The following is a 23,405-nucleotide window of genomic DNA, read 5'->3' on the forward strand; positions in this document are numbered from 1 at the left end:
TTATTTCCCGGGGGGGTTTGACAACCCCACCCCTGCGGGCTTTGTGCGGTCCCCCCCCGGGTAGCGGGGTGTGTTAAAAAACCCCGGGGGGGGGGGGGGGGGGGGGGGGGCGGGGGCCCCCCCCCCGCGGCCGAACGGCACCGGAAGGGTGGACGGCAAGACGAGTGCGCCCCCTTTAACCGTCCTTTTGCCCTCCTGCGGCTGATCACCAATGCGGTTGTCCCTGGCGTGGCAAGCCGTGACGGGACTTCGCACCCCTTTGCCGGGGACCCCCCTCGCCCGGCGATGGTGCTTCCCGGGGTCCCGTCACACCTCGTCCATGACCTCACAACGCGTTCTGCAACCGCATCGCCGGCTGCTCGACAAAGTTCCGGAAATCACGGTCTATTTCTGGATCGTCAAGGTGTTGTGCACGACGGTCGGTGAATCGGCGGCCGACTTCCTCAACGTCAACCTTCCTGGCGTGGTACGGCACCGAGAAAACCTTGTCCATCCATTCCATCGTCACCCGGCGCCGGGAAGCGTTCTACTGGCTGGCGATCCTGTTCACCTTCGCGCTCGGCACGGCGACCGGCGACCTCATGGCCGAGGTGCTGGGCCTGGACTACCTCGCGACGGGTGCCATCGTGGCCGCTTCGGTCACCCTGCTCGCGATCGGGTGGCGGCTCGGGCTCCACCCGGTGCTCGCCTTCTGGTGCATCTACGTCCTGACCCGCCCGCTCGGCGCGTCACTCGGCGACTACCTCGCACAGCCGCCGGACGCGGGCGGCCTCGGTCTGGGGACGACCGTGACCAGCCTGATCTTCGCGGCGGGCATCCTCGGCACCGTTCTCCACCTGTCGGTCAAGAAGCCGGACATCACGCCGGCCGCGCCGGCCGATGGTTCGCGGGAGCGAGGTGGCCTGTGGCAGACCGTCGTCGTGCTCGCGCTGGTCCTCATCGCCGCGGCGACCGGCTACAGCGTGCGGAAGTCCGCGCTGCAGGACTCCGCGGGCCCGGCTCCGGTCGCGGCACCGAACGCGAGTGGCGGCGGCCCGGTCGCCCACGTCACGCCGCTGGGTGACCTCTCGGCCTTCCGGAAGATCACGCGAGACACGCTCGACCTGCTCGACGCCGGCGACCAGTCCGGCGCGACGAACCGGGTCGACGACCTCGAGAGCCAGTGGGACCAGGCCGAGGCCCGGTTGAAGCCGAAGGACCGGGCCACGTGGACCGAGGTCGACAGCAAGATCGACAAGGTGCTGCGCGAGCTCCGGGCCACCAGTCCCCGGCCGGCGGACGAGAAGGCGGCTCTCACGGCGCTGCTCGGCTCACTCGGATGAGTCCCGGTCACGCGGCTCTTCTACAATCGTGTAGAAGAGCCGCCCGGGTGCCGGAGCGGCGCGGAAGTCACCGTCGGAAGGTGGTCGCGGCGTGAACCCCCTGAGTGCGACGTCCTGGTTGGCCAGTCTGGGCACGGCCGGGGTGTTCCTGGTCCTGTTCGCCGAGACCGGCCTGCTGGTCGGTTTCTTCCTGCCGGGTGACTCCCTGCTGTTCACCGCCGGGCTGTTCTGCACCACCAGTGCCTCGGCTCCGGTGCACCTGTCCTTGCCGCTGGTGCTCGTGGCTTCGGTAGCCGGCGCCGTCTCGGGCGCCCAGGTCGGGTTCGTGCTCGGCCGGCGGGGCGGCCGGGCGTTGCTGGGGAAGATCGGCAACCCCCACCTGCACCGGGGTGTCGAGCGCGCCGAGGAGCTCTTCTCCCGGTACGGCCACGCGAAGGCCATCGTGCTCGCCCGGTTCGTGCCGGTCGTGCGGACGGTGCTGAACCCGCTCGCGGGCATCCTCGACGTGCCGGCGCGGACCTTCCTGGTGTGGCAGGTGCTCGGCGGCCTGCTCTGGTCCGTCGGGGTCACGCTCGCCGGCTACGTGCTCGGCGCCAGCATTCCGGGAATCGACCAGTACCTCCTGCCGATCATCGCCGTCGTGGTGGTGGTCTCCCTGATTCCGCTGGCGCTGGAACTCCGGCGCGGCCGCAAGCGCCCGTCCGACGGCCCGGACCGCAGGCTTTGAAACGGTCGTTCGGGGCTGCCCGCGTTCGGGGCTCCGTGAGTCGCATTCGGCCGGACGCGAGCCGGCCTCCGTCCTGGCGGGCAGGGCGGAGGCCGGCTCGGCCGCTGGTCACTTGATGGTCTGGTTGGCCTGCTGCGCGAACTCGGTGGTGTAGGTCTTGGTCAGGTCGACGTTGTGGCCCTTGACGTTGGGGTCGAAGGACGACAGGACGTTCAGGACGGTCTGCGGCCCGTCTTGGGGCATGATCCCGTCCGGGGTGTAGATGCCCTTCTCGTCGGCCAGTGCCTTGACGTAGGCGGCGCGGCCGACGCCGGTGTAGTACTCGGCGGGCATCTGGTCGGTGATCTGGTCCGGGCTGCTCTTCGCGATGAACTTCATCGTCTTGACGAAGGCGTTGACCAGCTTCTGCACGACGTCCTTGTGAGCATCCACATAGGACTTCTGCATGTACACCGCCGACGCGGGGTAGACGCCGCCGAGGGCCTGGGTGGCGCCCTGGGCGGTGCGCATGTCGACGAGCACCTTGGCCTGGCCGGTGTTGAGCAGCGCGGAGATCGTCGGTTCGGTGGTCATGCCGCAGTCGATGGACTTGTGCTGCATGGCGGCGATGAACGTGTTGCCGGCCTCGACCGCGACCGAGTGGACGTCGGCGGCCTGCAGGCCGTTGCGCACGGCGAGGTACTTGGTGAGGAAGTTCGTCGACGAGCCGAGCCCGGTGACGCCGAGGTTGCGGCCCTTCCAGTCGGCGGGGGAGTGGATCTGGCCGGCGACGTCGCTGCGGCACAGCTCGACCTCGCCGGGCACCTGCAGCAGCTGCACCACCGATTCGGTGGCCTTGTTCTTGCCCTGCAGGTCGATGGTGTGGTCGTAGAACCCCACCACCCCGTCGACCTGGCCGGCCAGCATCGCGGTCTCGGCGTCCACGCCGGCGGGCTCGTCGGAGAGCTGGACGTCCAGCCCTTGTTCCTTGAAGTAGCCGAGGCGTTCGGCGAGCTTGGCGGGCAGGTAGATCTGCTTGTTGGCGCCGCCGACCATCAGCTTGACCGTGGTCTGCCCCTGTGCGTTGGTGGACGCGGCGGGTGCGGTCGGGGACGAGCCGCAGGCGGAGAGCACGAGAACCGCTCCCAGCGCGCCGGTGAGCAGGAGTTTGCGGGACATGGTGGAGCTCCTTTGCTTGCGGGGGTTCACAGTTCGGCGCCGGCGGAGGTGGTGGGCGGGCGCCAGGCGAGCAGCTTCTTCTCGAGCAGCCCGATGAAGCCCTCGGTGATCAGGGCGACCGCGGCGATGATGACCATCGCGGCGAACACGCCGTTGGGGTTGAAGCTGCCCTGTGCTTGCTGGATGAGCAGGCCGAGGCCGCGTTGCGCGCCGAGGAACTCCCCGACGATGGCGCCGATCAGCGCGAAGCCGAAGCTCACGTGCATGCTGGCGATGATCCAGGTGAACGCCGAGGGCAGCACGACCTGCCGGGTGACCTGGCTGCGGGACGCCCCCAGGATCCGGGCGTTGGCCATGTAGTTGCGGTCGACCTCGCGGGTTCCCTGGTAGGCGTTGAAGAACACGGCGAAGAACACCAGGACGACGGCGAGGGCGACCTTCGACGGGATGCCCAGGCCGAGCCAGACCAGGAAGATCGATCCCAGGACGATCCGCGGGATCGAGTTCATGATCTTGATGTAGGGCCCGAAGATCTCCGACAGCAGCCGCACCCGGCCGAACGCGACCCCGCACGTCACCCCGAGCACCAGCCCGATGCCGAAGCCGAGGAACGCCTCTTCGAGGGTGATGCCGATCTGCTCCCACAGCGATCCGGCGTCGGTGCCGTACTGGACCCATTGCCCCAGCTGGTCCACGATCGCGCTGGGCTGGCCGAAGAAGAACGGGTCCAGGAGGCCGACGGCGGTCGTCAGCTGCCAGGCGCCGAGGAAGACGACCGCCACCGAGACGCGGGCGATGTTCACCAGGATCCGGCGGCGCCGGGCCCGGGTCTTGACCGCGCGGGCGTCCCGGGTCGCGGACGTGCTCGCCGGGGAAACCGCCGGGGCGGGGCTGGGGGCCGTCACGACGCCGCCTTGGTCGTGCGGGCGTAGGCGAGTTGGACTTCGTCGCGCAGGGACGACCAGATCTGCTGGTACAGCTCGACGAACCGGGGGTCGAAGCGGATCTCCTGGGCCGTGCGGGGACGCGGGAGATCGATGTCGTACACCGCCTTGACCGTGGCCGGACCTGCGGTCAGGACGACGACCTTGTCGGCCAGGGCGATGGCTTCCTCGAGGTCGTGGGTGACGAACACGACCGTCGGGCGGGTCAGCTGCCACAACGCGAGCAGCTCGTCGGACATGATCGAGCGCGTCTGGACGTCCAGCGCGCTGAACGGTTCGTCCATCAGCAGGATTCCCGGTTCGTTGATCAGCGACTGGGCCAGCGCGACGCGTTTGCGCATGCCGCCGGAGAGCTGGTGCGGGTAGTGGTTCTCGAAGCCGGACAGCCCGACCCGGCGCAGCCAGTCACGGGCGCGTTCGCGGACTTCGTGCTTTTCCCCGCCACGCCACCGAGGGCCGGCGCACACGTTGCCCAGCACGGACTTCCACGGCAGCACGGCGTCGTTCTGGAAGACGAACCCGACCTTCGGGTCGATTCCGGTCACCGGAGTGCCGTCGACCAGCACCTGGCCTTCGGTGGGCCGGTCGAGCCCGGAGATCAGGGTGAGCGTGGTCGACTTCCCGCACCCGGTCGGGCCGACCACCGCGCAGAACTCGCCGGCACCGATCTCCAGGTCGAGGTCGCGCAACGCGGTGTACATCTGTCCGGACGGCGTCGCGAACCGCTGGGTGACGGTCGCCAGCCGGATCGCCGTCGGCGTTGAGGTGTCCATGGCCCGAGGACAGTAGGAACCGGCGCGGCAGTGCGGAAGCGTTGTGCCGCTTTGCCGGGTTAGCCGCGTAACCGCAGGTTCTGCGCGTTTTGCCAGCCCGGCTTTCCCGTCCGTTAACGTCGGGTGGGGGACACTCCGGCCACTCCGTCACCGCGGACGGAAGGAGTAGCCGTGCGTCGTCCTCATACGCTGTCCTCGCTGGTCCTCGGGTACGTCCTCGCGATCCTGGTCGTGACGATGGTGCTGGGGTTCGCGCTGTACACGCAGGTGACCCGGGACCAGTTCGACCGGACCACGGAACGGGAAGCGCTGGCGGTGGCCCAAGCCGTCGCGGCGGACCCGGCAGTGCGCGCGGAAATGGCCACCGGCGACCGGAACGGGGAAGTGCAGCGGGTGGCCGAGCGGATGCGGCTCGCCACCGGAACGGCCTACGTCGTGGTCATCGACCGCGCCGGTGTCCGGCATTCCCACCCGAACCCCGCCCTGGTCGGCCGCCGCATCGAAGAGCCGGTGGTCGCCCTCGACGGGAAGACCCACGTCGGCATCGATCCGGGCAGCCTGACCGATTCGGCCAACGGCAAGGCGCCGCTGACGGCGCCCGACGGCACGGTGATCGGTGAGGTTTCGGCGGGAATCCTGGAACGGAACGTCTCCCAGAGCTTCTGGACCGAGATCCCGAGCCTGCTGGCCTACACGGGCGCGGCGCTGCTGGCCGGCGTCGTCGTCTCCCTGGTTCTGGCCCGGCGGCTCAAACGGATGACGTTCGGGCTCGAACTGGACGAACTCGCGTCGCTCCTGCAGGAGCGGGAAGCCACACTGCACGGCATCCGGGAGGGCGTGGTGGCTTTCGACGAGCACGGGCGGCTCAGCATGGTCAACGACGAAGCGCGGCGGCTGCTGGGCTGGCGGCACGCGGCCATCGGCGAATCGCTCGAGGAGGTCCTGCCCGAGGGCCGGTTGCGGGACGTGCTGGGCGGCGTGGCGCCCGGGATCGACCAGGTCGTCCTGACCGACGAGCACCTCCTGGTGGCCAACCGGATGCCGGTGCGGGTGCGGGGCCGGAACATCGGTTCGGTGGTGACGCTGCGGGACCGCACCGAGCTGGAAGCGCTGCTGCGGGAGCTCGACAGCGTCACCGGCTTGACCGACGCCCTGCGCGCTCAGCAGCACGAGTTCTCCAACCGCCTGCACGTGCTCTCGGTTCTCGTCGGCATGGGGGAAACCGAGGAGGCGATGGCCTACCTCGACGAGATCTCGGCCGGCAGCACCGCACAGGCGGAGGAACTCCGGTCGCGGATCGCGCCCGCGTCGCTCGCCGCGTTGCTGCTGGCCAAGATCACCATTGCGGCCGAGCGCGACGTCCACCTGACCGTGTCGGACGATTCCCGGCTCGACGAGCCGGGGCCGGACGCCTTGCTGACCATCGTGGGCAACCTCGTCGACAACGCCCTCGACGCCGTCGCCGAGAGCCCGGCGCCGCGTTCGGTCACCGTGCGGCTGGTCCAGGACAGCGGGCACCTCACCGTGTCCGTCACCGACAGCGGGCCCGGGGTCGGCGCCGAACTCGCCCACCGGGTGTTCCAGGACGGCTACACGACCAAGCCGCCCCGCAACGGCCTCCCGCGCGGCCTCGGCCTCGCGCTCGTGCACCGCCTGGTCACCCGGCTCGGCGGGCGGATCACGGCCCGGCCCGGGCCGGGCGGCGCGTTCGTCGCCGAACTGCCCCTTCCGGCCACGAAAACCCTGGTGGAGCACCGATGATCCGAACCCTGGTGGTGGACGACGACTACCGGATCGCCCACGTGCACGCCGCCGGCGTCGGCCGGGTGGGTGGGTTCGCCGCGGTGGGGGAGGCCCACTCGGCGGCCGAGACCCGCTCGCTCGTCCCCACCCTGCGACCCGACCTGCTGCTGCTCGACCTCTACCTGCCCGACGGAAACGGGCTCGAGCTCATGCAGTCGCTGCGCGACCGCGCACCGTGCCCCGACTTCATCGTGATCACCGCCGCGCAGGACATCGGCAGCGTGCGGCGGGCGATGCAGCTCGGCGCGGTCTACTACCTCGTGAAGCCGTTCGGTTTCGCTCAGCTGCGGGAACAGCTGGCGGCGTACCGGCAGCTGCGAGACAGCATCGACGGCGTGGCCGTCGCCAGCCAGGAGACCGTCGACGCCCTCTACGGCATCCTGCGCGGACCGGTCGCCCGCACGGTCGACCGGCGCCGCCTGCCCGCCACGATGGCGCAGGTGCTCGATGAACTCCGGAGCTCGGCAAGCGAGCTGTCCGCCACCGACGTGGCCGACCGGCTCGGCGTCAGCCGGGCCACGGCGCAGCGTTACCTGGCCGACCTCGTCCGGCGCGGGCTGGTCGATCTCGCCCTGAGCCGCGGCAACGCCGGACGTCCCGAGCACCGGTACCGGGCGACCGGAAGCCCGCGGCCGCCGCTTGCGGGCGGATCGTGAGCTCCCGGCCGGTCATGCTCCGGCGGCGGTGACGATCGCGTCGGTGACGAAGCCCAGGACGAGCCCGAGGAACACACCCCACGTCGTGACGGTCTTGAGGTTCGCTTTGCGGGCGACGGCGAGCAGCTCGATGACCACGTACAGGATCGACCCGGCGGCGAGGCCGAGGAACGCGATCGAGAGGGTCTCGTTGACGAACGCCTGTCCGGCCAGCGTGCCCACGAACGTCGGCCCGCCGCCGATCAGGCCGAGCAGGGCGAGGTACCCCCAGGACGGGCGGGTTCCGGTCAGGGGCGCCACGATGCCGAACCCCTCGGTGGCGTTGTGCAGCCCGAACCCGATCACCAGCAGCACGGCGAGGCTGAGCTCCCCGGCGGCGGCCGAGTTGCCGATGGCGAGCCCTTCGGCGAAGTTGTGCAGGCCGATCCCGATCGCGATCGTCATGGCCAGACGGGAAGACGGGTTCCGGGTCGTCGCCGCGCTCAGCTCACCGACCGACGCCGCACCCGGTCCGTACGCGCGCCGGGCGTCCGTCCGGCGGCGAGCGGTCGCCTGGTCGAAGTAGGCCAGGCCGAGCAGGGCCGCCCCGGCGGTGACCAGCAGCACGGCACCGTTGCCGAGCACCCCGCCGAGCTCGCCCTTGCCCAGCCCGGTGTCGATCGGTTCCCAGGCGTGCGCGAGCACGTCCCAGAGCAGGAAGATCAGGATGCCCGTGGCCGTGCCGTTGAGGAAGGTCTTCAGGCGTGGCATCTCGGCGCGCAGCCGGCCGAGCGGCAGTCCCAGGTAGATCGTGAACCCGGAAATGGCGCCGAGAACGGCGATCTGCGTGGGTGACATGAGCGTGGCTCCTGAATTCTCGCGGCGAACGCTGCGACCGTAGCTCAGGGAAGGCTCGCCTCATAGAGGTGAGGCGAACCTAATGCGCCCCAGTGGCAGGTTTCACGCTGACGGAGCACCGCGGCGGTCCATTGTGGACTCATGAGCAAGCGTGCGGCAAATCTTCGGTTAGAGCAAGGCAAAATGCTTTGCGTTTCGGCTGCCGGTCAGCCTTCGTTCTGCCGCGACAGCTCGCGGAGCAGGTGTTCGTCCGATTCGGACAGGTTCGAGACGAAGCGGGTGAGCACGCTGTCGCGGTCGGGTTCGCTGTCGAGCACCTTCGTCATGCGCCGTGCGGCCAGCCCCGGTTCGTCGTCGATGGCGCGGTACCGGAAGGACCGGCCCGGTTTCCCAGGGGGCCGTCGGCCTTCCACAGCACGGCCAGCACCTGCGCCTCGAGTTCACCGGGCGCACGCCGCATCCGCCCACCACCAATCCCTCTGCCTGTCGGAACTCCGTTCGCCGCCTCCCGGCGGCGGCACCCGTCCCAATCATCTACACTAAAGTAGAAGTTCTACACCATTGTCGATCGAAAGGCTGGGCGGAGCGGTGGACGGCGGAGCCATCGATGGCGGCTGGTACCTGGACGTGCTCGGGTTCGCCCGCGCGACCCCGTGGCTGCACGGGTTCTTCCAGGTCTTCACCAACGCCGGTCTGGTGCTCCTCGCGCTTTTCGTCGCGGTCGCGTGGTGGCGCGCACGTCGCCAGGATGCCGCCCGGATGGCGGCCGTGCTCTGGGTGCCCATCGCCGTCGGCTTGGCCTACGGCCTGAGCAACCTGGTCAAGATCCTCGTCGGGGAACCGCGCCCCTGCGTCCGCTATCCGGCCGTGCCGACCGTGGTCACCTGCGACTTCGCGACGGACTACTCGTTTCCCAGCAACCACGTGACGATCGCCGTGTCCGCGGCCGTTGCCCTGTTCCTCGTCGGCCGCCGAGCCGGGCTCGCCGCGCTCGCGGTGGCGGCGCTGATCGGATTTTCCCGCGTGTACCTCGGTGCGCACTACGTCCACGACGTCCTGGCCGGAGCCCTGCTCGGCGCGGCTGTGGCGCTGATCGGCCTGCTGCTGCGCGCGCCGCTGACGGCCCTCGTCAGCCGCCTCCGGTCAGGCAGGTACCGGCCGCTGGTCGGGACGTCCGCGCACGAGGGTAGGCGGGTTGCGGGGTGAGGTTGACCTGCGGATAGCGTCGACGAGGTCGACCTTCTGCCCTGCCAGGTCGATCGTTCCCCGCGAATTTCGACCTGCCGGGCGCACGCGCGGACGCGGCCGTCTTTGTCACTGTGTGGGTACGCAGAGCCGGTTTGACGCGGTAGGTCCCGGTGCGCGCCCCCGCGCCTCGGGGCAGGCGCCATGGCCGTCCGGTTCGTGCACGAACATCTCTCTCAGGAGGTCTGATGCCGGTCATGGGTGCGGCGCGGTTCGAACGGTTCTTCCGGGTGGCCGCGAGCCTGGATGTCGACAAGAGCGACCTGAAGCGGTACGACGAGTTCCTGGACCGCAAGGTTTACGACCTCTTCGTGGTCGCCAAGGCGACGGCCAAGGCCAACGGGCGGGACGTCATCGAGCCGCGGGACCTGCCGATCACCAAGGGACTGCAGGAGCGCATGCACGAGTTCCTCAAGATGGACGACGACCTGGAAGTGGTGCCGCTGCTCGAGCAGCTCCTGGCGCGTCCCTCGCTCGGGATCGCGATCTCCGAAGAGACCGAGGCACGGCTCCCGGCCGTCGCCGGCGGCCTCAGCGTGGCTCTCGCCCAGGCGTTCAAGGTCATCGATCCGCGGGTCAAGAACCCCGGCTCCGCCGAGTGGGACCAGGTCTTCCGGATGTTCGAGCTGCTCCTCTGAAAGGGCCGCGCCGCCGGCCCCTGAGGTCTAGAAGAACCCTTCGCGGCCGGTGCCGGGCACGACGCGGTGCCCGAGGTCGGTGCTGATCCGCGCGGCCGTCCGGACCACCAGCGGCACGACCTCCTGGCGCAGCTTCTCGACATCCGAGCGTCCGCTCGACGTCGACGAGGCCAGTGCGGCCACCACCGCGCCGCTTGCGTCCCGCACGGGCGCGGACACCGAGAGCAGGCCCTCCTCGAGCTCCTCGGCGACGAGCGACCAGCCCTGGTCCTGCACCGTCCGCAGCGCCTTCCGGAAGTCGCCTTCGTCGGTGATCGTCCGCGTGGTGAACCGGGGCAGACCCGCCGCGACGACCTCGTCGACCATCGCCGGCGGGGCCCAGGCCAGCAGCACCCGGCCCATCGACGTCGCGTGCGCCGGCACGCGCGTGCCGATCGAGACGTTGATGCTCATGATCCGCCGCACCGGGACACGGGCGACGTAGACGACCTCGGCGCCGTCCAACGCGGCCAGTGACGCCGACTCGCCGGTCTCCTCGGCCAGGCTCAGCAGCCGCGGCTGGGCGGTCTCGATCATCCCGTGCGACGCCGAGTAGTGCTGGCCGATGCTCAGCACGCGCGGGGTCAGCGACCAGCGCGGCCCGTCGCCGCGGACGTACCCGAGCCGTTGCAGCGTCAGGAGAATCCGCCGGACGGCGGGGCGGGACAGGCCGGTCGCGGAGGCCAGCTCGGCGAGCGTCGGGTTCGCGCGGTCGGCGTTGAACGCCATCAGCACGGCGAAGCCCCGCTCGATGCTCTGGATGAAGTCGCGGTCGGTCTCCATCTCCCCATCCTTCCGCACCCCGCGCCGGGGATCCCGTCTTGACAACGCGGACCCGCCGGGGGACTCTCCCTACAGTGTCCGCATAGCGTTCAGAATGTACGCACAGCGTACAGGAGGTAAGGGCAATGACGCTCGACCAGCGCGAAATCCGGAATGCCTTCGGCCGCTTCGCCACCGGCGTCACGGTCGTGACCTGCCGCAACGACCAGGGCGAGCCGCACGGCGCGACGGTCAACGCCTTCACCGCCGTCTCCCTCGAGCCGGCCCTGTGCCAGGTGACGCTGACACGCAAGTCGAAGGCCTGCCGCTACCTCGATGGCGCGCCGTTCGCCGTCAACGTCCTCGCCGCGGACCAGCTCGACACGGCGTGGCACTTCGCCGGCCGCCCGCAGGACCGGGCGCCGGGGTGGGCCGAAGGCGTGGTGGCGCCGGTGCTCACCGGCACCGCGGCCACCATCTCGTGCCGCCCGTGGCGGATCTACGACGGCGGTGACCACCTCATCGTCATCGGCGAGGTCGAGCACCTCGAAACCAGCGACGCCGACCCGTTGCTGTTCTTCGCCGGCGGGTTCCGCGAACTCGGTCCGCGCGGCAACGCCCACTGGTCGGCCTCGGTCGACTGCCCCGACCTCGGCTGGTTCGGCTCGGCGGCCGAATTCGCTCCCCTCACCGCAGCTTCCTGACTCCGCCCGCGAAACGACCGTTCACCGACGAAGGGTTCACCGATGACCATCCAAGACCACGAAGCGCCCGCGAAGGTGCGCACGACCCGGCCGATGATCGGCGACGAGTACATCGAGTCCATCCGCGACGGCCGCGAGGTGTTCATCTACGGGGACAAGGTCGACGACGTCACCACGCACCCGGCGTTCCGCAACTCGGTCCGGATGACCGCCCGCCTCTACGACGCGCTCCACGACCCGGACCGGCAGTCCGTGCTCACCGCGCCGACCGACACCGGCAGCAGCGGCTTCACCCACCCGTTCTTCCGCACGCCGAAGTCCAAAGAGGACCTGTTCGCCGACCGCGACGCGATCGTCGCGTGGGCGCGGATGACCTACGGCTGGATGGGCCGCAGCCCCGACTACAAGGCCGCCTTCCTCGGCACGCTCGGTGCGAACTCCGACTTCTACGAGCCCTTCGCCGACAACGCCCGGCGCTGGTACACCGAGTCGCAGGAGAAGGTCCTGTACTGGAACCACGCGATCATCAACCCGCCGGTGGACCGCGACCGCAACCCCGACGACGTCAAGGACCTGTTCATCCACGTCGAGGAGGAGCGTGACGACGGCCTGATCGTTTCCGGCGCCAAGGTCGTCGCGACCGGCTCGGCCATCACCAACTACAACTTCATCGCCCACTACGGCCTGCCGATCAAGAAGCGCGAGTTCGCGCTCGTCTGCACAGTCCCGATGGGCGCCCCCGGGATGAAGCTGATCTGCCGCAACTCCTACTCGAACGTTGCCGACCAGACCGCGAGCCCGTTCGACTACCCGCTCTCGAGCCGGTTCGACGAGAACGACACGATCTTCATCCTCGACAAGGTGAAGATCCCCTGGGAGAACGTCTTCATCTACGGCGACGCCGAGAAGGCGAGCACGTTCTTCCCCGGCTCCGGTTTCCTGCACCGCTTCACCTTCCACGGCGTCGCGCGGCTGGCCGTCAAGCTCGACTTCATCGCCGGGCTGCTGATGAAGGGCGTGGAAGTCACCGGCACCAAGGACTTCCGCGGCATCCAGACCCGCGTCGGCGAGGTCATCGGCTGGCGCAACCTGTTCTGGGCGCTGTCGGACGCGATGGCCGCGAACCCGGACGAGTGGAAGAACGGCGCCGTCCTGCCGCACCTGGACTACGGCCTGGCCTACCGGTGGTTCATGACGCTGGGCTACCCGCGCATCCGCGAGATCATCATGCAGGACCTGGGGTCCGCGCTGATCTACCTGCCGTCGTCGGCGAAGGACTTCAAGTCGCCGGAGATCCGGCCCTACCTCGACCAGTACGTCCGGGGCTCCAACGGTTACGACTCCGTCGAGCGCGTGAAGCTGATGAAGCTGATCTGGGACTCGATCGGCAGCGAGTTCGGCGGCCGCCACGAGCTCTACGAGCGCAACTACTCCGGCAACCACGAAGGCGTGCGCGCCGAGCTGCTGTTCGCGTCCCAGCAGTCCGGTTCGGCCGAGGCGATGAAGGGCTTCGCCGAGCAGTGCATGGCCGAGTACGACCTCGACGGCTGGACCGTCCCCGACCTCTACAACCCCGGCGCCACCTCCCTTTCCCGCTGACGAAGGACCCGCCATGACCACCACCGAACACCCCACGCCCACCGCGGCGGGCTCGGGCAGCTCCGCCAGCGCCGCCTTCCGCGCGGCCGGCCGGACCACGCAGGACGTGCCGCCCGAGCGCGTCGACGAGGTCGCCCGCGCCGTGCTGCGCGGCGTCCACCAGGCCATCCGCGACCACGACGTCACCTACCCGGAGTTCCAGGCCGCGAAGCAGTGGCTGATGGACGTCGGCGAGGGCGGCGAATGGCCGCTGTTCCTGGACGTGTTCGTCGAGCACGTCGTCGAGGAGGTCGCCGCGCGGAGCCAGGACGGGACCAAGGGCAGCATCCAGGGCCCGTACTACCTGCCCGGCCAGGAGAAACTGCCGTGGCAGGCGGCGCTGCCGATGCGCTCGGGCGAGAAGGGCACCCTGCTCGTCTTCGCCGGGCAGGTCCGCGACGTCGAGGGCAACCCGGTCGCCGCGGCGGAGCTGGACATCTGGCACGCCGACGACGACGGCTACTACTCGGGCTTCGCGCCGGACATCCCGGACGGCAACCTGCGCGGTGTCGTCGTCAGCGACGGCCAGGGCCGGTTCGAAATCACCACCGTCCAGCCGGCGCCGTACCAGATCCCGACCGACGGCCCGACCGGGAAGCTCATCGCCGCCGCCGGGTGGCATGCGTGGCGGCCGGCCCATCTGCACCTGATGGTGCGCGCACCCGGCTACCGCACGATCACCACGCAGCTGTACTTCCAGGGCGGCGAGTGGCTCGACAGCGACGTCGCCGAGGCCACCAAGCCGGAGCTCGTGCTCGACCCCCGGCCGGCGGAGGACGGCCGGCTGCGCGCGACCTACGACTTCGTGCTCGAACGCGCCTGACGCACCGGCCGGCCGGGCCTCGCACGGGCCCGGCCGGCCCCTTCCCCGGAACGAGGAGACATGACCGATCTGGCGATCGAGGCCGTCGAAACCGTGCTGCTCGACGTGCCTCTGCGCCGACCGCACCGCTTCGCCCGCACCGGCATGGCCGCGCAGCCGGTGCTGCTGGTGTTCGTGCACACCCGCGGTGGCGTCATCGGCGTCGGCGAGGGGGTGGTCCCGGGCGGACCGTGGTGGGGTGGCGAGTCGGTGGAGACCATGCGGCTGGTGGTGGAGCGCTACTTCACGCCGATCCTGCTGGGCCGGCGCGTCGACGACATCGCGGGGATCTTGCGCGACCTCTCGGACGTCGTCGCGGCCAACCTGTACGCCAAGGCCGCCGTCGAGGTGGCCCTGCACGACGCGTGGGCCCGCGCGCTCGGGGTGCCCGTGCACACGCTGCTGGGCGGCCTCGCCCGGCGGTCGGTGCCGGTGACCTGGGCGCTGGGCACCGAACCGGCGCCGGTGGTCGCCGACGAAGCCCTGGCGAAGCTGGATGCCGGGCACCGCAGCTTCAAGCTCAAAATGGGCGCCCTCGACCCCGCCGAGGACGTCGCGCGGGTGTGCGCGGTGGCCGAGAAGCTCGTAGGGGTGGCGAGCGTGCGGGTGGACCTCAACGCGCGCTGGGACCTGCTGACGTCGTTGCGGTACCTGCCGCGGCTGGTCGACGCCGGCGTCGACCTCGTCGAACAACCGGTGCCGGGCGCCGAGGTCGAAGCGCTGGCCGAGATCAACCGCGCGCTGCCGGTCCCGGTGATGGCCGACGAAAGCCTCCGCACCCCGGGCGACGCGCTCCGGCTGGCCAAGACCCGCGCGGCCGACGTCTTCTCGCTCAAGACGACGAAGTCCGGCGGCCTGCGGGCGACGCGGGCGATCGCGGAGGTCGCCGCCGCGGCCGGGATCCCGTGCCACGCCGGCACGTCCATCGAAAGCCCGGTCGGGACGGCCGCCACGCTCCAGCTCGCCTGCACCACCCCGGCGGTGACGTGGGGGAGTGAGCTGTTCGGGCCGCTGCTGATGAGCGACGAGCTGCTGACCACACCGTTGCGTTACGCCGACGGCGAGCTGCACCTGCCGGACGGTCCAGGCCTGGGCGTCGACCTCGACATGGCGGCGGTGCGCCGCCTGGAAAGGCGCTGAGATGTTGTTCCACGTGCGCATGGACGTCTCGATCCCGTCCGGGCTCGACGTCACCGACCGGGTTGCCGCGGAGAAGGCCCGCGCGCTGGAACTCCAGCGCGCGGGCGTGTGGGTCCACCTCTGGCGGATCGTGGGGCGCTACAGCAACTTCAGCGTCTTCGACGTCGCCTCCAACGACGAGCTGCACGGGATCCTGTCGACGTTGCCGCTGTATCCGTTCATGAAGATCGAGGTCACCCCACTGGCGACACACCCTTCGGACCTGTCCGCCCAGTAGGCCGTGTGTGCCGGCGCAATGCCGGCGGTGGTGAATTGCGCGGGGGCGCCGAGTGAGCGTCCGACATTCCCCACGCGGACACGGTGTCGCGATTTCACCTGATATTGCGCGGTGTAACACGTCGCCACCTTCTGCGACTACCTCCTGGGCGCGCTGAGCAGCGCAACACAGGAGGTGTCGTGGGGGGCCAGCTCTACAGCCGCGCGGTCGAGCCGAAGATGCTGCGGCAGCTACTGGTCCGTCCCACGGGCGGGCCGGCTGTCCATACGCCGATCGTGCTTTTCGAAGGCGATGCGCGAACAGGAAAAACCGCATTGCTGCGGAGCTTCGCGAAGGGGTGGGCAGGAAAAATCCCCTATTCTCATCTCGACGTCGCCGCGGTCGAGGAACAGCTCGGGGAACACGCCCTACCCGAATTGCTCGCCGCGATCGCCACGCAGTTGTCGCGGCGGTGTGCCCTCTACGGCTCGCTGCGGTTCGATCGGCTCGTCATCGGCCTGCGGGCCGCTCAGCTCGACTTGGACGACGATCCCGCCGAGGCTCGCCGTCAGGTCGAGGCGATGCTCACCCAACGGCTCGGCCTCGCCACGCTCAAGAAAGTGCTGAGCGGCGCGGCCCAGGAAGCGTTGAAGCAGGTGCCGGGGTCGGTCGACCCGCCAGGCGGTCTGGTGGAGCTCGCCGTCGACTCTTTCGTCGACGGAGCGGCCCGGCGGCTGCTGAGCCGCAACGCGCACGGCCGCGCCCGCAGTTGGTACGGGCACCGGGATCGCGGTGAACCCGGCGACCCGGTCGGCCAGCTGATCGACCTGAACGCCGGGCTGCGCAACCCGGCGCTGGCGGAACCGGCGAGCCAGTTCGACGAGCTGCTGTGCGACGCACTGCTGGCTGACCTGCGCGACAACTTCCGGACCGCCCGGCACTCAGCCGAATGGGCCGTCAACTGCCTGGTGCTGCTGGACAACGCCGACTGCTCACTCGGGTCGAGCTTCCTCCACACCGTAGTCGCACTGCGGACTCTGGACGCCGACGCCGGCGCCGACCTGCCGTCCCCGATCGTCATCGCCGGGGCCAGCCGAGGCGCGCTGCGGGACAGGCTGCCGGCCGCGCAACGCGCCGGAGTCCTCGAACTCGGGTCCGTCACCGACCTCACCGGCGGACACGGTGCGCACGCGGTGTGGGCCCGGCGCCGGCTGCCTTTCCTCTCAGCCGACGACGTCCGGAAGATGGTGGTGTCGATGCCGGAACCGCGCAGGCACGCCAATCTCGCGAACTGCGTGTACCTCATCACCGGGGGGCACCCGGGGGCGACGGCGTTCCTGCTCGACGCGGTCGGCTCCCGCATGCCGCCCGGCACCGATCCAGAGCACCTGCTCGATGCCGCGCACGGCGCTTCGACCGTGCGGAGCGCGCTGACCGAGCACCTCCTCACCGGCTTCGGCGAAGACGAGATCGACATCCTGGTCACGTGCTCCGCGGCCCGAGACCGCCACGACGGCCAGCGGCTGCTCACCCGCGTCACCACCCGCGCCGACGGTCTCGACCTGCCGCGCACTCTCTGGGACCACACCGCCACGCAGCCGACGACCGTCCTGCGGGCACTGCTGCTGCGCCGGCTCGCGGGACGGCCCGATGACCACCCGTCGAGCTGGCGCCGGACGTTCGAGTTTCTGGCCGCACCCGGGCAACCCGACGACGCCGCGTCGGTGCGCCGGCTGCACTACGCACTGGCGCTCGGCCGGACCGAGGAGGTGCTGGATGCCCTCAGCCTCAGCCTCGGCACCCGAGCACTGCCCGAATGGCTGGCCACACTGCTCGACGTCACCGCCGCGCCGCGGCGCGGCGAGCCGACGGCGGCCACGGGCAGCTGGCCCGCGTTCCTGCCCTCGCTGGTGAACCGGCTGCAGACCGCCGCCGACCCGTTGTCCTGCACCCACCGCCGGACGCTGCACACGCGCATCGCCGGCGGCCTGGACGAACTCGCCACCCACCTGGACGACACCTGCGACGAGCTGTCCGACCTGGTTACCACCCACCGGGCGCACGCCCGCCGATGGCGCCCGGCCCGCTCCCACTCCACCACGACGCCGGGCACGCCGGCGCACTCTGCCGAAGGAGCTTCGTGACCGACTCCGACTACACCTACCCGCGCAGCAAGAAGACCGGAGCGCGAACACGCCGTCGCGTGCTCGTTCTCGTCGCCGTGGTCGTTCTCGCGCTGGGCGGCGTGACGTGGTGGGTGCTCGGTGGCCTCGCCGACCAGGCCGCGCAGTGCACCGGTGTGCCGGCGCGGACCGGCGACGGCTACAGCCTCGACCGCCAGGAGACGGATGGGCAGTGCGTCGGCTGGCTCACCGACCTCGACTTCGCGTTCGGCTCGGACGACCCCGTGATGACGAAGGCGGTCGGCAAGATCGTGGCGGAAAACCGGCGTGTCGCCGGTTCGGGGCAGCCCTACGTGCGGGTGGCGGTGATGATGCCGATGACCGCGAAACCGGACAGCAAGCTCGGAGCCGGCCCGATCGCGCACGCGCTCGAAGGCGCCTACACCGCGCAGATCTACACCAACGGCGGCCCCACGCCCTACGGCGACCCCAAACCGCAGATCCAGCTGGTGCTGGCCAACATCGGCAACGATCAGGCAGCCTGGCCCACCGTCGTCGCCGGACTGGGCACCCTGACCACGGGTGAGCACCCGCTGCTCGCGGTCGCCGGCATGGGCGTGAGCGTGCCGCAGACCCGGGACGCCGCGAAAGAACTGAACACCCGCTGGCAGCTCCCCAGCATCGGCAGCGTCCTGACCGCCGACACCATGACCACCCGGAAAGCCGACGGCGGTGCCGAGAAACCCGGCCTGTTCAAGGTGTCCCCGTCCAACCACGCCTACGTCAAGTCGCTGGCAGAGGCGCTCGGCAGCTCGGCCACGACCGGTTTCCTCGTGCGGGACCGCAATCCCGACGACTACGTCGAAACCCTCGGCGACGACTTCGTCGACGTGTTCGCCCCGCTCTCGCTCAACAACCACCAATCCTGGTTCAACGGCAGCACTCCGCCCAGCACCGGGTCGACCGCGCTCTTCCAGGAGGCGGTCGAATCGATCAGCATCGAAAACCCCGCGGTGGTCTTCTACGCCGGTCGTGACGCCGACTTCCCGCGGCTCGTGCGAAGCCTGAAGTTCCGCCGCGGCGCCAGCGCGGCACGGCAGCTCGTGATCGCCGCCGGCGTGACCGGCCTCGTGGTGGTTCCGGGCGACCAACCGGGCACCGATGCCGCTCCGCTGACCACCCGCGACCTGGCCGACGCCAAGGTCACGATCTTGGCCGCGTCGTCGACGGCGCCGGACGACTGGGCCCAGGGCAAGTCCGCGCCGAGCCAGTACGCGGTCTTCCGCAACGCGTTCACGACCGGCGCGGCGGGGTTCCCGAAGGACGACCTGGCCGACGGCTACGCGGTCATGCACCACGACGCGGTCGCCGCGGCGGTCACTGCCATCCGCTCCATGTACGCGCAAAAGCAGGCGCTTCCCCTACCCGCGGACATCCGCGACCAGCTGACGGGGTACCGCGACAAGCCCATCCGCGGCGCGGCGGGCGAGTTCTATTGGTCCGAGCAGCAGCCGCCGAACGACCTGTGGCCCATCGGCCGTCCCGTTCCCATCCTGGCCTTTCCCGGGGGAGTGCCCCAGGGAACGGTCTACGCCACGCAGTGCCAGCGGCTCGGCAACCCGGGTAATCGTGAGAACTACCAGGTGCTCGACTGCGCGAGCTGATGCCGGCGCCGCACGCATTACCAGCGGCAGAAGCAGCTCAGCGTGGTGAGGCGCGCCAGCCGTGTTCGAGGATGGCGAACGCGGCTTCGACGGTACGGGCCGGATCTTCGGCGCGGATCGCGAGTGCCGAGGTTTCCAGCGCGAAGTGGGCCAGTGCGGCGCATCCGGGATCGGTTTCGGGTGCGCCGGTTTCGGCGGCGAGGACGCGGCTGAGCGCGTCCTCGTGCCGCATCCACATCCGGTGCCAGTACTCGCTGAGTGCCGGTGTGCTGCACACGAGGCTCATGAACTCCGACGCCCCGTCGGCAGCGGCGCCGCGCTCGACGCGGGCCAGCGTGTGGTCCCGCAGCGCGGCGAGCACCGAAGTGCCCGGCGCGCGGTCGCGCACAGCGGCGATCAGGGCCTCCTCGATGTCGGCGTCCCGGTCGAACACGAGGGATTCCTTGCTGGGGAAGTGTTTCTGCAGCGTCGTGGTCGAGACGTCGGCGGCGTCGGCGATCTCGCGGACGCCCACGTTGTCGTAGCCGCGCTCGAGGAACAACCGCAGGGCCGCGTCGGCCAGCGCCTGGTGGGTAGCCGCCTTCTTGCGCTCCCGCCTGCCCATCCCGGTGGTCATGGATTGACAATATCACTAGTTGCACGGTGTACTCAGTTTTACCGTGTCACTTTCACTTCGAGGGGTTCCCATGACCACACGTGTTCCGGTTCTGATCAGCGGTGGCGGCATCGCCGGCCTGACCGCCGCCCTGCTGCTGCGCCGCGAAGGGGTGTATCCGGTGCTGGTCGAGAAGCACGCCGGTGTGTCGCCGCAGCCGAAGGCGCGCCGGTTCAACCCGCGCAGCACCGAGGTGTTCCGCCTGCTCGGCCTGGCGGGCGAGGTCGCCGAGGCGAGTGCGCCGCTGGCGTCGTTCACCGAGGTCCTGGCCGGGCCGACGCTGGCCGCCGCCCGGGTCCGGGAAATGACCGGCACCATGCGGCAACGGCGACTGCAGCAGGCGAGGATTCCCGAGCTGAGCCCGGGACCGAACGTCTTGTGCCCGCAGGTCGTGCTGGAGCCGATCCTGCGCCGGGCCGTGACCGACCGGGGCGTGTCCGTCCGGCTGGGCACCGAACTGGTGTCCTTCACCCAAGACGACGACGGGGTGACCGCGCTGCTGAAGCCCGCGGACGGGGAACCGTACGAGCTGAGCGCGGACTACCTGATCGCCGCCGACGGCGCGCGCAGTCCGGTCCGCACCGCATTGGGTATCGAGCGCAGCGGCCACGGCCACCTCGCCGACAACCTCGATCTGTATTTCCGCGCCGATCTCACGGATTTGGCGCGGGAAAAGCCGTTCAACCTGTGCGAGATCAGCAATCCGGTCGCGTCGGGCGCCTTCCTTTCGGTCAACGGCACGGACCGGTGGCTGTTCTCGACGGCCGACTTTCCGGAGGCACACACGCTCGGCGACGGCGACTGGCACGACCTCCTGCGCATCGTGATCGGCCTGCCGGATCTCGACGTCGAACTGCTCAGCCGGTCGCCCTGGGAGTCGGCGATGCGCGTGGCCGACCGGCTTCGCGACGGCCGCGTGTTCCTGGTGGGCGACGCCGCGCACATGATGCCCCCGATGGCCGCGGCCGGAGCCAACACCGCCATCGCCGACGCGGCCAACCTCGCCTGGAAACTCGCTGCCGTGCTGGCCGGGACGGCAGCGTCCGCCCTGCTCGACACCTACCACGCCGAACGCCATCCGGCCGGGTACGCGATCGCCGAAGCCTCCAGCACGGTCCGCGGGCACGTCGGCGACATGCTGGCCGCCTTCACCAAGCCCGACAGCCGGCACGACGACCTGCCGGCCACGATGTTCGGCACCCAGTACCCGGAAGGTGCGTTCGTACCGGACGGCCGCGGCCCCGCGCCCGTCGACCACTACGCCCCGGCGGGCCGTCCCGGCACGCGCGTGCCCCATGCGTGGCTCGACGCCAAGACGTCCACTGTGGACCTCGCCGGGCCGGGCCTCACCCTGCTCACCGGCCCCGACAACGGACGCTGGATCGCCGAAGCGGATCGTCTGGGGTTGCGTCTGGCCGAGGTGTCGCACCAGGACTGGCTCGCCGAGGTCTGCCTGCCCGCCGACGGCGCTCTGCTGCTGCGCCCGGACGTCATCGTCGCCTGGCACTCGACATGCGGCACGCCACTCGCCGAGGCAGTGACGCGAGTGCTCGGCACCGCGGCCGTCCCCGCATGACGGGCAAGTCAGCTCCAGCGGAATCAGCAGTCGGTCCGGTCGTTCTCGAACGGCAGCGCCATCAGTGTTGGAGCGCCGCGGCCTTGCCTGTCGTCACGCTTGGTCGAGGCGTGGATAGAGCACCTCCTTGACCAGCAGGAGGACCGCCGCGGCGACGGGGATGGCGACCAGCGCCCCGATGATGCCGAGCAGTGCGCCACCGAGCAGGACGGCGACGACAGTGACCAGAGCGGGCACCTTGAGCACGTTCCCGATGATCTTCGGCACCAGCAGGTAGTCCTCGGCGAGCCGGTAGACGACGAAGAACCCCACCGTCGCCAGGCACACCGGGAGTGAGACGGTCAGCGCGACCAGGCTCACCAGGACGCCGCCGATCACGGAGCCGATCACCGGGATGAGGTCGAGCACCGCGACCGCGATGGCCAGGAGCGCGGCGTAGGGGACGCCGAAGATCAGCAGCCAGACCAGGGTGAGGACGCCGGCGATGACGGAGACGGCCAGGTTGCCCAGGACGTAGCCGCCGACCTTGGAGAAGATGTCGTCGCCGATGAGGATCGCCCGCGGCCGCCGGGAGTGCGGGATGAGCCGGTACATCGTGGCGCGGATGCGGGGCAGGTCGGCGACGAAGTAGATGGTGAGGACGACCACGACCAGCGTGTCGGTCACGACGTTGAAGACCGCTTTGCCGGCGCCTAGCACCCCGCTGGTGAGGCCGCCGCCGGAGCTGAACGCCGACTCGATCGCCTGCTGCAGGTGGAAGCGTTCGTTGAGCCGGCCCAGGAAGGTGTTGTGGTCTTGAGCTTCGCGGAGGTACTCCGGGGCCTGCTTGACCAGCGCGGTGGCCTGTTCGACGATGACGGGGATCGCGGCGGCGAGGAATCCGCCGACGGCGCCGAAGGCGACGAGGAACACGGTGGTGACGGCCAGCCAGCGCGGAAACCGGCGGGTGACCAGCCACGACACGGCCGGTTCCGCGCCGATGGCGAGGAACAGCGCGAGTCCCACCAGGACGAGGATCTGCTCGGCACCGGCGAGGAGCCGGATCAGCCCGTAGGTGACGGCGACCCCGGCCGCGGCGGTCATCCCGATGAAGAACGGCGACCGGCGGTCGATCCGCTTCCCGATTCCGCCCAGCGGTCGTTCGGGAGTGCTGATTTCCGCGGCTTCGGCCTCGGCCTCGGCGACCGTGCCCTCTTCGTCATCGCTGTGAGGCTGTCCCACCAGGGGGTGGTGTCCTTCGGCGGCGGGATCGGATGATGAGGTCATGGGGCACCGCGCTGTCTCGCACCGAAGGTGCGTGGAGGAAGGCCGGCGCGACCCGTGGTGACGGAATCCGCGCGCGAGTGATCGGCTGTGTGTTCAACCGCGGGCAGGGTAACCATCGGAGCCGGGTTTGAACCGTAGGATCGGCTTTCACCCGGGAAGTACTGATTCTCCTGCGGTTCGAGTCGTCGTCCCCGCCAGCGCCACCGGTTTCGGCGATCGCGACTAGGTCGCCTTCGATCCTCTTCGGGTACTTTTCGAGCCGGCGCGCGATGTTGTGCCGCAGCTGGCGGACACGGCCTGGCTGCGCCCTGGTGCCGCGGTCTGGGTACACAGGTTCGGAGACGCCAGTCTGCACAACGACACTTGGCAGGTGCTCGGGCAGACGCCGGACTGGCAGCGTGACGTGTGGCCGATGCCGGGGTTCGTCCACAAGGACTCATTGGTGCCGGGGCGGTACACGCGGCGGGATTACCCGAGTGCGGATCCGGTCGAAAGCCGGGTCGGAGTGGGGAGATCGCCGGACTAGGGCGTGTCCTGTAAGTGACCTAGCTGCGGTCCGGTTGGATTGCGGACGTGGTTGGTCGCGGTGAGTTGACGGACAAGGCCTGGGCGGTGAT

The 23,405-nt window shown here is 70.0% G+C and carries 21 protein-coding genes and 1 pseudogene; 15 read left to right on the forward strand and 7 right to left on the reverse strand.

Annotated elements, in window-relative coordinates; translation table 11 throughout:
* Positions 1-319: 319 nt before the first annotated feature.
* From ACIRSS_RS27310 to ACIRSS_RS27320, 3 genes and pseudogenes are all read left to right on the forward strand, one after another.
* Positions 320-424: pseudogene (locus ACIRSS_RS27310) on the forward strand (hypothetical protein); the annotation flags it as partial.
* Positions 425-485: 61 nt separating this feature from the next.
* Positions 486-1,322: a hypothetical protein gene (locus ACIRSS_RS27315; RefSeq protein WP_400899708.1), complete on the forward strand. Its 837-nt coding sequence runs from the start codon at positions 486-488 to the stop codon at positions 1,320-1,322.
* Between the two features lie 91 nt (positions 1,323-1,413).
* Positions 1,414-2,049, forward strand: coding sequence for a DedA family protein (locus tag ACIRSS_RS27320; protein ID WP_400899710.1), 636 nt, complete (start codon positions 1,414-1,416; stop codon positions 2,047-2,049).
* Between the two features lie 108 nt (positions 2,050-2,157).
* On the opposite strand, the gene ACIRSS_RS27325 is transcribed toward ACIRSS_RS27320, so the two are convergent.
* Genes ACIRSS_RS27325 through ACIRSS_RS27335 form a run of 3 tightly spaced genes read right to left on the reverse strand, consistent with a single transcriptional unit; the run spans position 2,158 to position 4,924 of the window.
* The gene (locus ACIRSS_RS27325) at positions 2,158-3,207 is read right to left on the reverse strand and encodes an ABC transporter substrate-binding protein (RefSeq protein ID WP_400899711.1); all 1,050 of its coding nucleotides are present in this window, start codon (positions 3,205-3,207) and stop codon (positions 2,158-2,160) included.
* Between the two features lie 26 nt (positions 3,208-3,233).
* Positions 3,234-4,112 carry an ABC transporter permease gene (locus ACIRSS_RS27330; protein WP_400899713.1) on the reverse strand — a complete coding sequence of 293 codons (879 nt, stop codon included), beginning with the start codon at positions 4,110-4,112 and terminating at the stop codon, positions 3,234-3,236.
* Entirely contained in the window at positions 4,109-4,924 is an 816-nt protein-coding gene (locus ACIRSS_RS27335) for an ABC transporter ATP-binding protein (protein WP_400899715.1), read from the reverse strand. Before ACIRSS_RS27335 ends, ACIRSS_RS27330 begins: the two co-directional genes overlap by 4 nt.
* Before the next feature lie 171 nt (positions 4,925-5,095).
* Here ACIRSS_RS27335 and ACIRSS_RS27340 point away from each other — a divergent pair, with 171 nt between their 5' ends.
* Positions 5,096-6,685 carry an ATP-binding protein gene (locus ACIRSS_RS27340; RefSeq protein WP_400899717.1) on the forward strand — a complete coding sequence of 530 codons (1,590 nt, stop codon included), beginning with the start codon at positions 5,096-5,098 and terminating at the stop codon, positions 6,683-6,685.
* Positions 6,682-7,383, forward strand: a complete 702-nt coding sequence (locus tag ACIRSS_RS27345; protein ID WP_400899719.1) for a response regulator — start codon at positions 6,682-6,684, stop codon at positions 7,381-7,383. Before ACIRSS_RS27340 ends, ACIRSS_RS27345 begins: the two co-directional genes overlap by 4 nt.
* A 12-nt stretch (positions 7,384-7,395) precedes the next feature.
* Here the strand turns inward: ACIRSS_RS27345 and ACIRSS_RS27350 are convergent, their stop codons facing one another.
* On the reverse strand, positions 7,396-8,220 hold the full coding sequence (locus tag ACIRSS_RS27350; RefSeq protein WP_400899721.1) for a ZIP family metal transporter: 825 nt from the start codon (positions 8,218-8,220) through the stop codon (positions 7,396-7,398).
* Between the two features lie 561 nt (positions 8,221-8,781).
* Between ACIRSS_RS27350 and ACIRSS_RS27355 the strand changes: the two genes are divergently transcribed.
* Both ACIRSS_RS27355 and ACIRSS_RS27360 read left to right on the forward strand, forming a co-directional pair.
* Positions 8,782-9,426: a phosphatase PAP2 family protein gene (locus ACIRSS_RS27355; protein ID WP_400899723.1), complete on the forward strand. Its 645-nt coding sequence runs from the start codon at positions 8,782-8,784 to the stop codon at positions 9,424-9,426.
* A gap of 227 nt (positions 9,427-9,653) precedes the next feature.
* A complete protein-coding gene (locus tag ACIRSS_RS27360; RefSeq protein WP_400899725.1) occupies positions 9,654-10,103 on the forward strand; it encodes a DUF1931 family protein in 450 nt (149 codons plus the stop codon).
* 27 nt (positions 10,104-10,130) lie between these two features.
* Here the strand turns inward: ACIRSS_RS27360 and ACIRSS_RS27365 are convergent, their stop codons facing one another.
* Complete coding sequence (locus ACIRSS_RS27365; protein WP_400899727.1) at positions 10,131-10,925, reverse strand: IclR family transcriptional regulator C-terminal domain-containing protein; 795 nt, start codon at positions 10,923-10,925, stop codon at positions 10,131-10,133.
* Between the two features lie 125 nt (positions 10,926-11,050).
* Between ACIRSS_RS27365 and ACIRSS_RS27370 the strand changes: the two genes are divergently transcribed.
* The 7 genes from ACIRSS_RS27370 to ACIRSS_RS27400 all read left to right on the forward strand — a co-directional run bounded on the left by ACIRSS_RS27370 (position 11,051) and on the right by ACIRSS_RS27400 (position 19,291).
* Positions 11,051-11,608 (forward strand): flavin reductase family protein, encoded by a 558-nt coding sequence (locus tag ACIRSS_RS27370; protein WP_400899729.1) that lies wholly within the window; start codon positions 11,051-11,053, stop codon positions 11,606-11,608.
* A 42-nt stretch (positions 11,609-11,650) separates the two neighbouring features.
* Positions 11,651-13,207: a 4-hydroxyphenylacetate 3-hydroxylase family protein gene (locus tag ACIRSS_RS27375; protein ID WP_400899731.1), complete on the forward strand. Its 1,557-nt coding sequence runs from the start codon at positions 11,651-11,653 to the stop codon at positions 13,205-13,207.
* Between the two features lie 13 nt (positions 13,208-13,220).
* Entirely contained in the window at positions 13,221-14,069 is an 849-nt protein-coding gene (catA, locus tag ACIRSS_RS27380) for a catechol 1,2-dioxygenase (RefSeq protein ID WP_400899733.1), read from the forward strand.
* Positions 14,070-14,129: 60 nt separating this feature from the next.
* Positions 14,130-15,248 carry a muconate/chloromuconate family cycloisomerase gene (locus ACIRSS_RS27385; protein WP_400899735.1) on the forward strand — a complete coding sequence of 373 codons (1,119 nt, stop codon included), beginning with the start codon at positions 14,130-14,132 and terminating at the stop codon, positions 15,246-15,248.
* Between the two features lies 1 nt (position 15,249).
* Complete coding sequence (locus tag ACIRSS_RS27390; protein ID WP_400899737.1) at positions 15,250-15,525, forward strand: muconolactone Delta-isomerase; 276 nt, start codon at positions 15,250-15,252, stop codon at positions 15,523-15,525.
* A 179-nt stretch (positions 15,526-15,704) separates the two neighbouring features.
* The gene (locus ACIRSS_RS27395; protein ID WP_400899739.1) at positions 15,705-17,648 is read left to right on the forward strand and encodes a hypothetical protein; all 1,944 of its coding nucleotides are present in this window, start codon (positions 15,705-15,707) and stop codon (positions 17,646-17,648) included.
* Entirely contained in the window at positions 17,645-19,291 is a 1,647-nt protein-coding gene (locus tag ACIRSS_RS27400; protein WP_400899741.1) for a hypothetical protein, read from the forward strand. Before ACIRSS_RS27395 ends, ACIRSS_RS27400 begins: the two co-directional genes overlap by 4 nt.
* 37 nt (positions 19,292-19,328) lie before the next feature.
* Here ACIRSS_RS27400 and ACIRSS_RS27405 read toward each other — a convergent pair whose 3' ends face one another.
* The gene (locus tag ACIRSS_RS27405) at positions 19,329-19,907 is read right to left on the reverse strand and encodes a TetR/AcrR family transcriptional regulator (RefSeq protein WP_400899743.1); all 579 of its coding nucleotides are present in this window, start codon (positions 19,905-19,907) and stop codon (positions 19,329-19,331) included.
* 70 nt (positions 19,908-19,977) lie between these two features.
* Here ACIRSS_RS27405 and ACIRSS_RS27410 point away from each other — a divergent pair, with 70 nt between their 5' ends.
* Complete coding sequence (locus ACIRSS_RS27410) at positions 19,978-21,522, forward strand: FAD-dependent monooxygenase (RefSeq protein WP_400899745.1); 1,545 nt, start codon at positions 19,978-19,980, stop codon at positions 21,520-21,522.
* A 93-nt stretch (positions 21,523-21,615) separates the two neighbouring features.
* On the opposite strand, the gene ACIRSS_RS27415 is transcribed toward ACIRSS_RS27410, so the two are convergent.
* Positions 21,616-22,743: an AI-2E family transporter gene (locus tag ACIRSS_RS27415; protein ID WP_400899747.1), complete on the reverse strand. Its 1,128-nt coding sequence runs from the start codon at positions 22,741-22,743 to the stop codon at positions 21,616-21,618.
* Positions 22,744-23,405: the final 662 nt, after the last annotated feature.

Origin of the sequence: Amycolatopsis sp. NPDC101161 (assembly GCF_044768185.1) — a bacterium.
In the GTDB taxonomy this organism is placed as follows: Bacteria; Actinomycetota; Actinomycetes; order Mycobacteriales; family Pseudonocardiaceae; genus Amycolatopsis.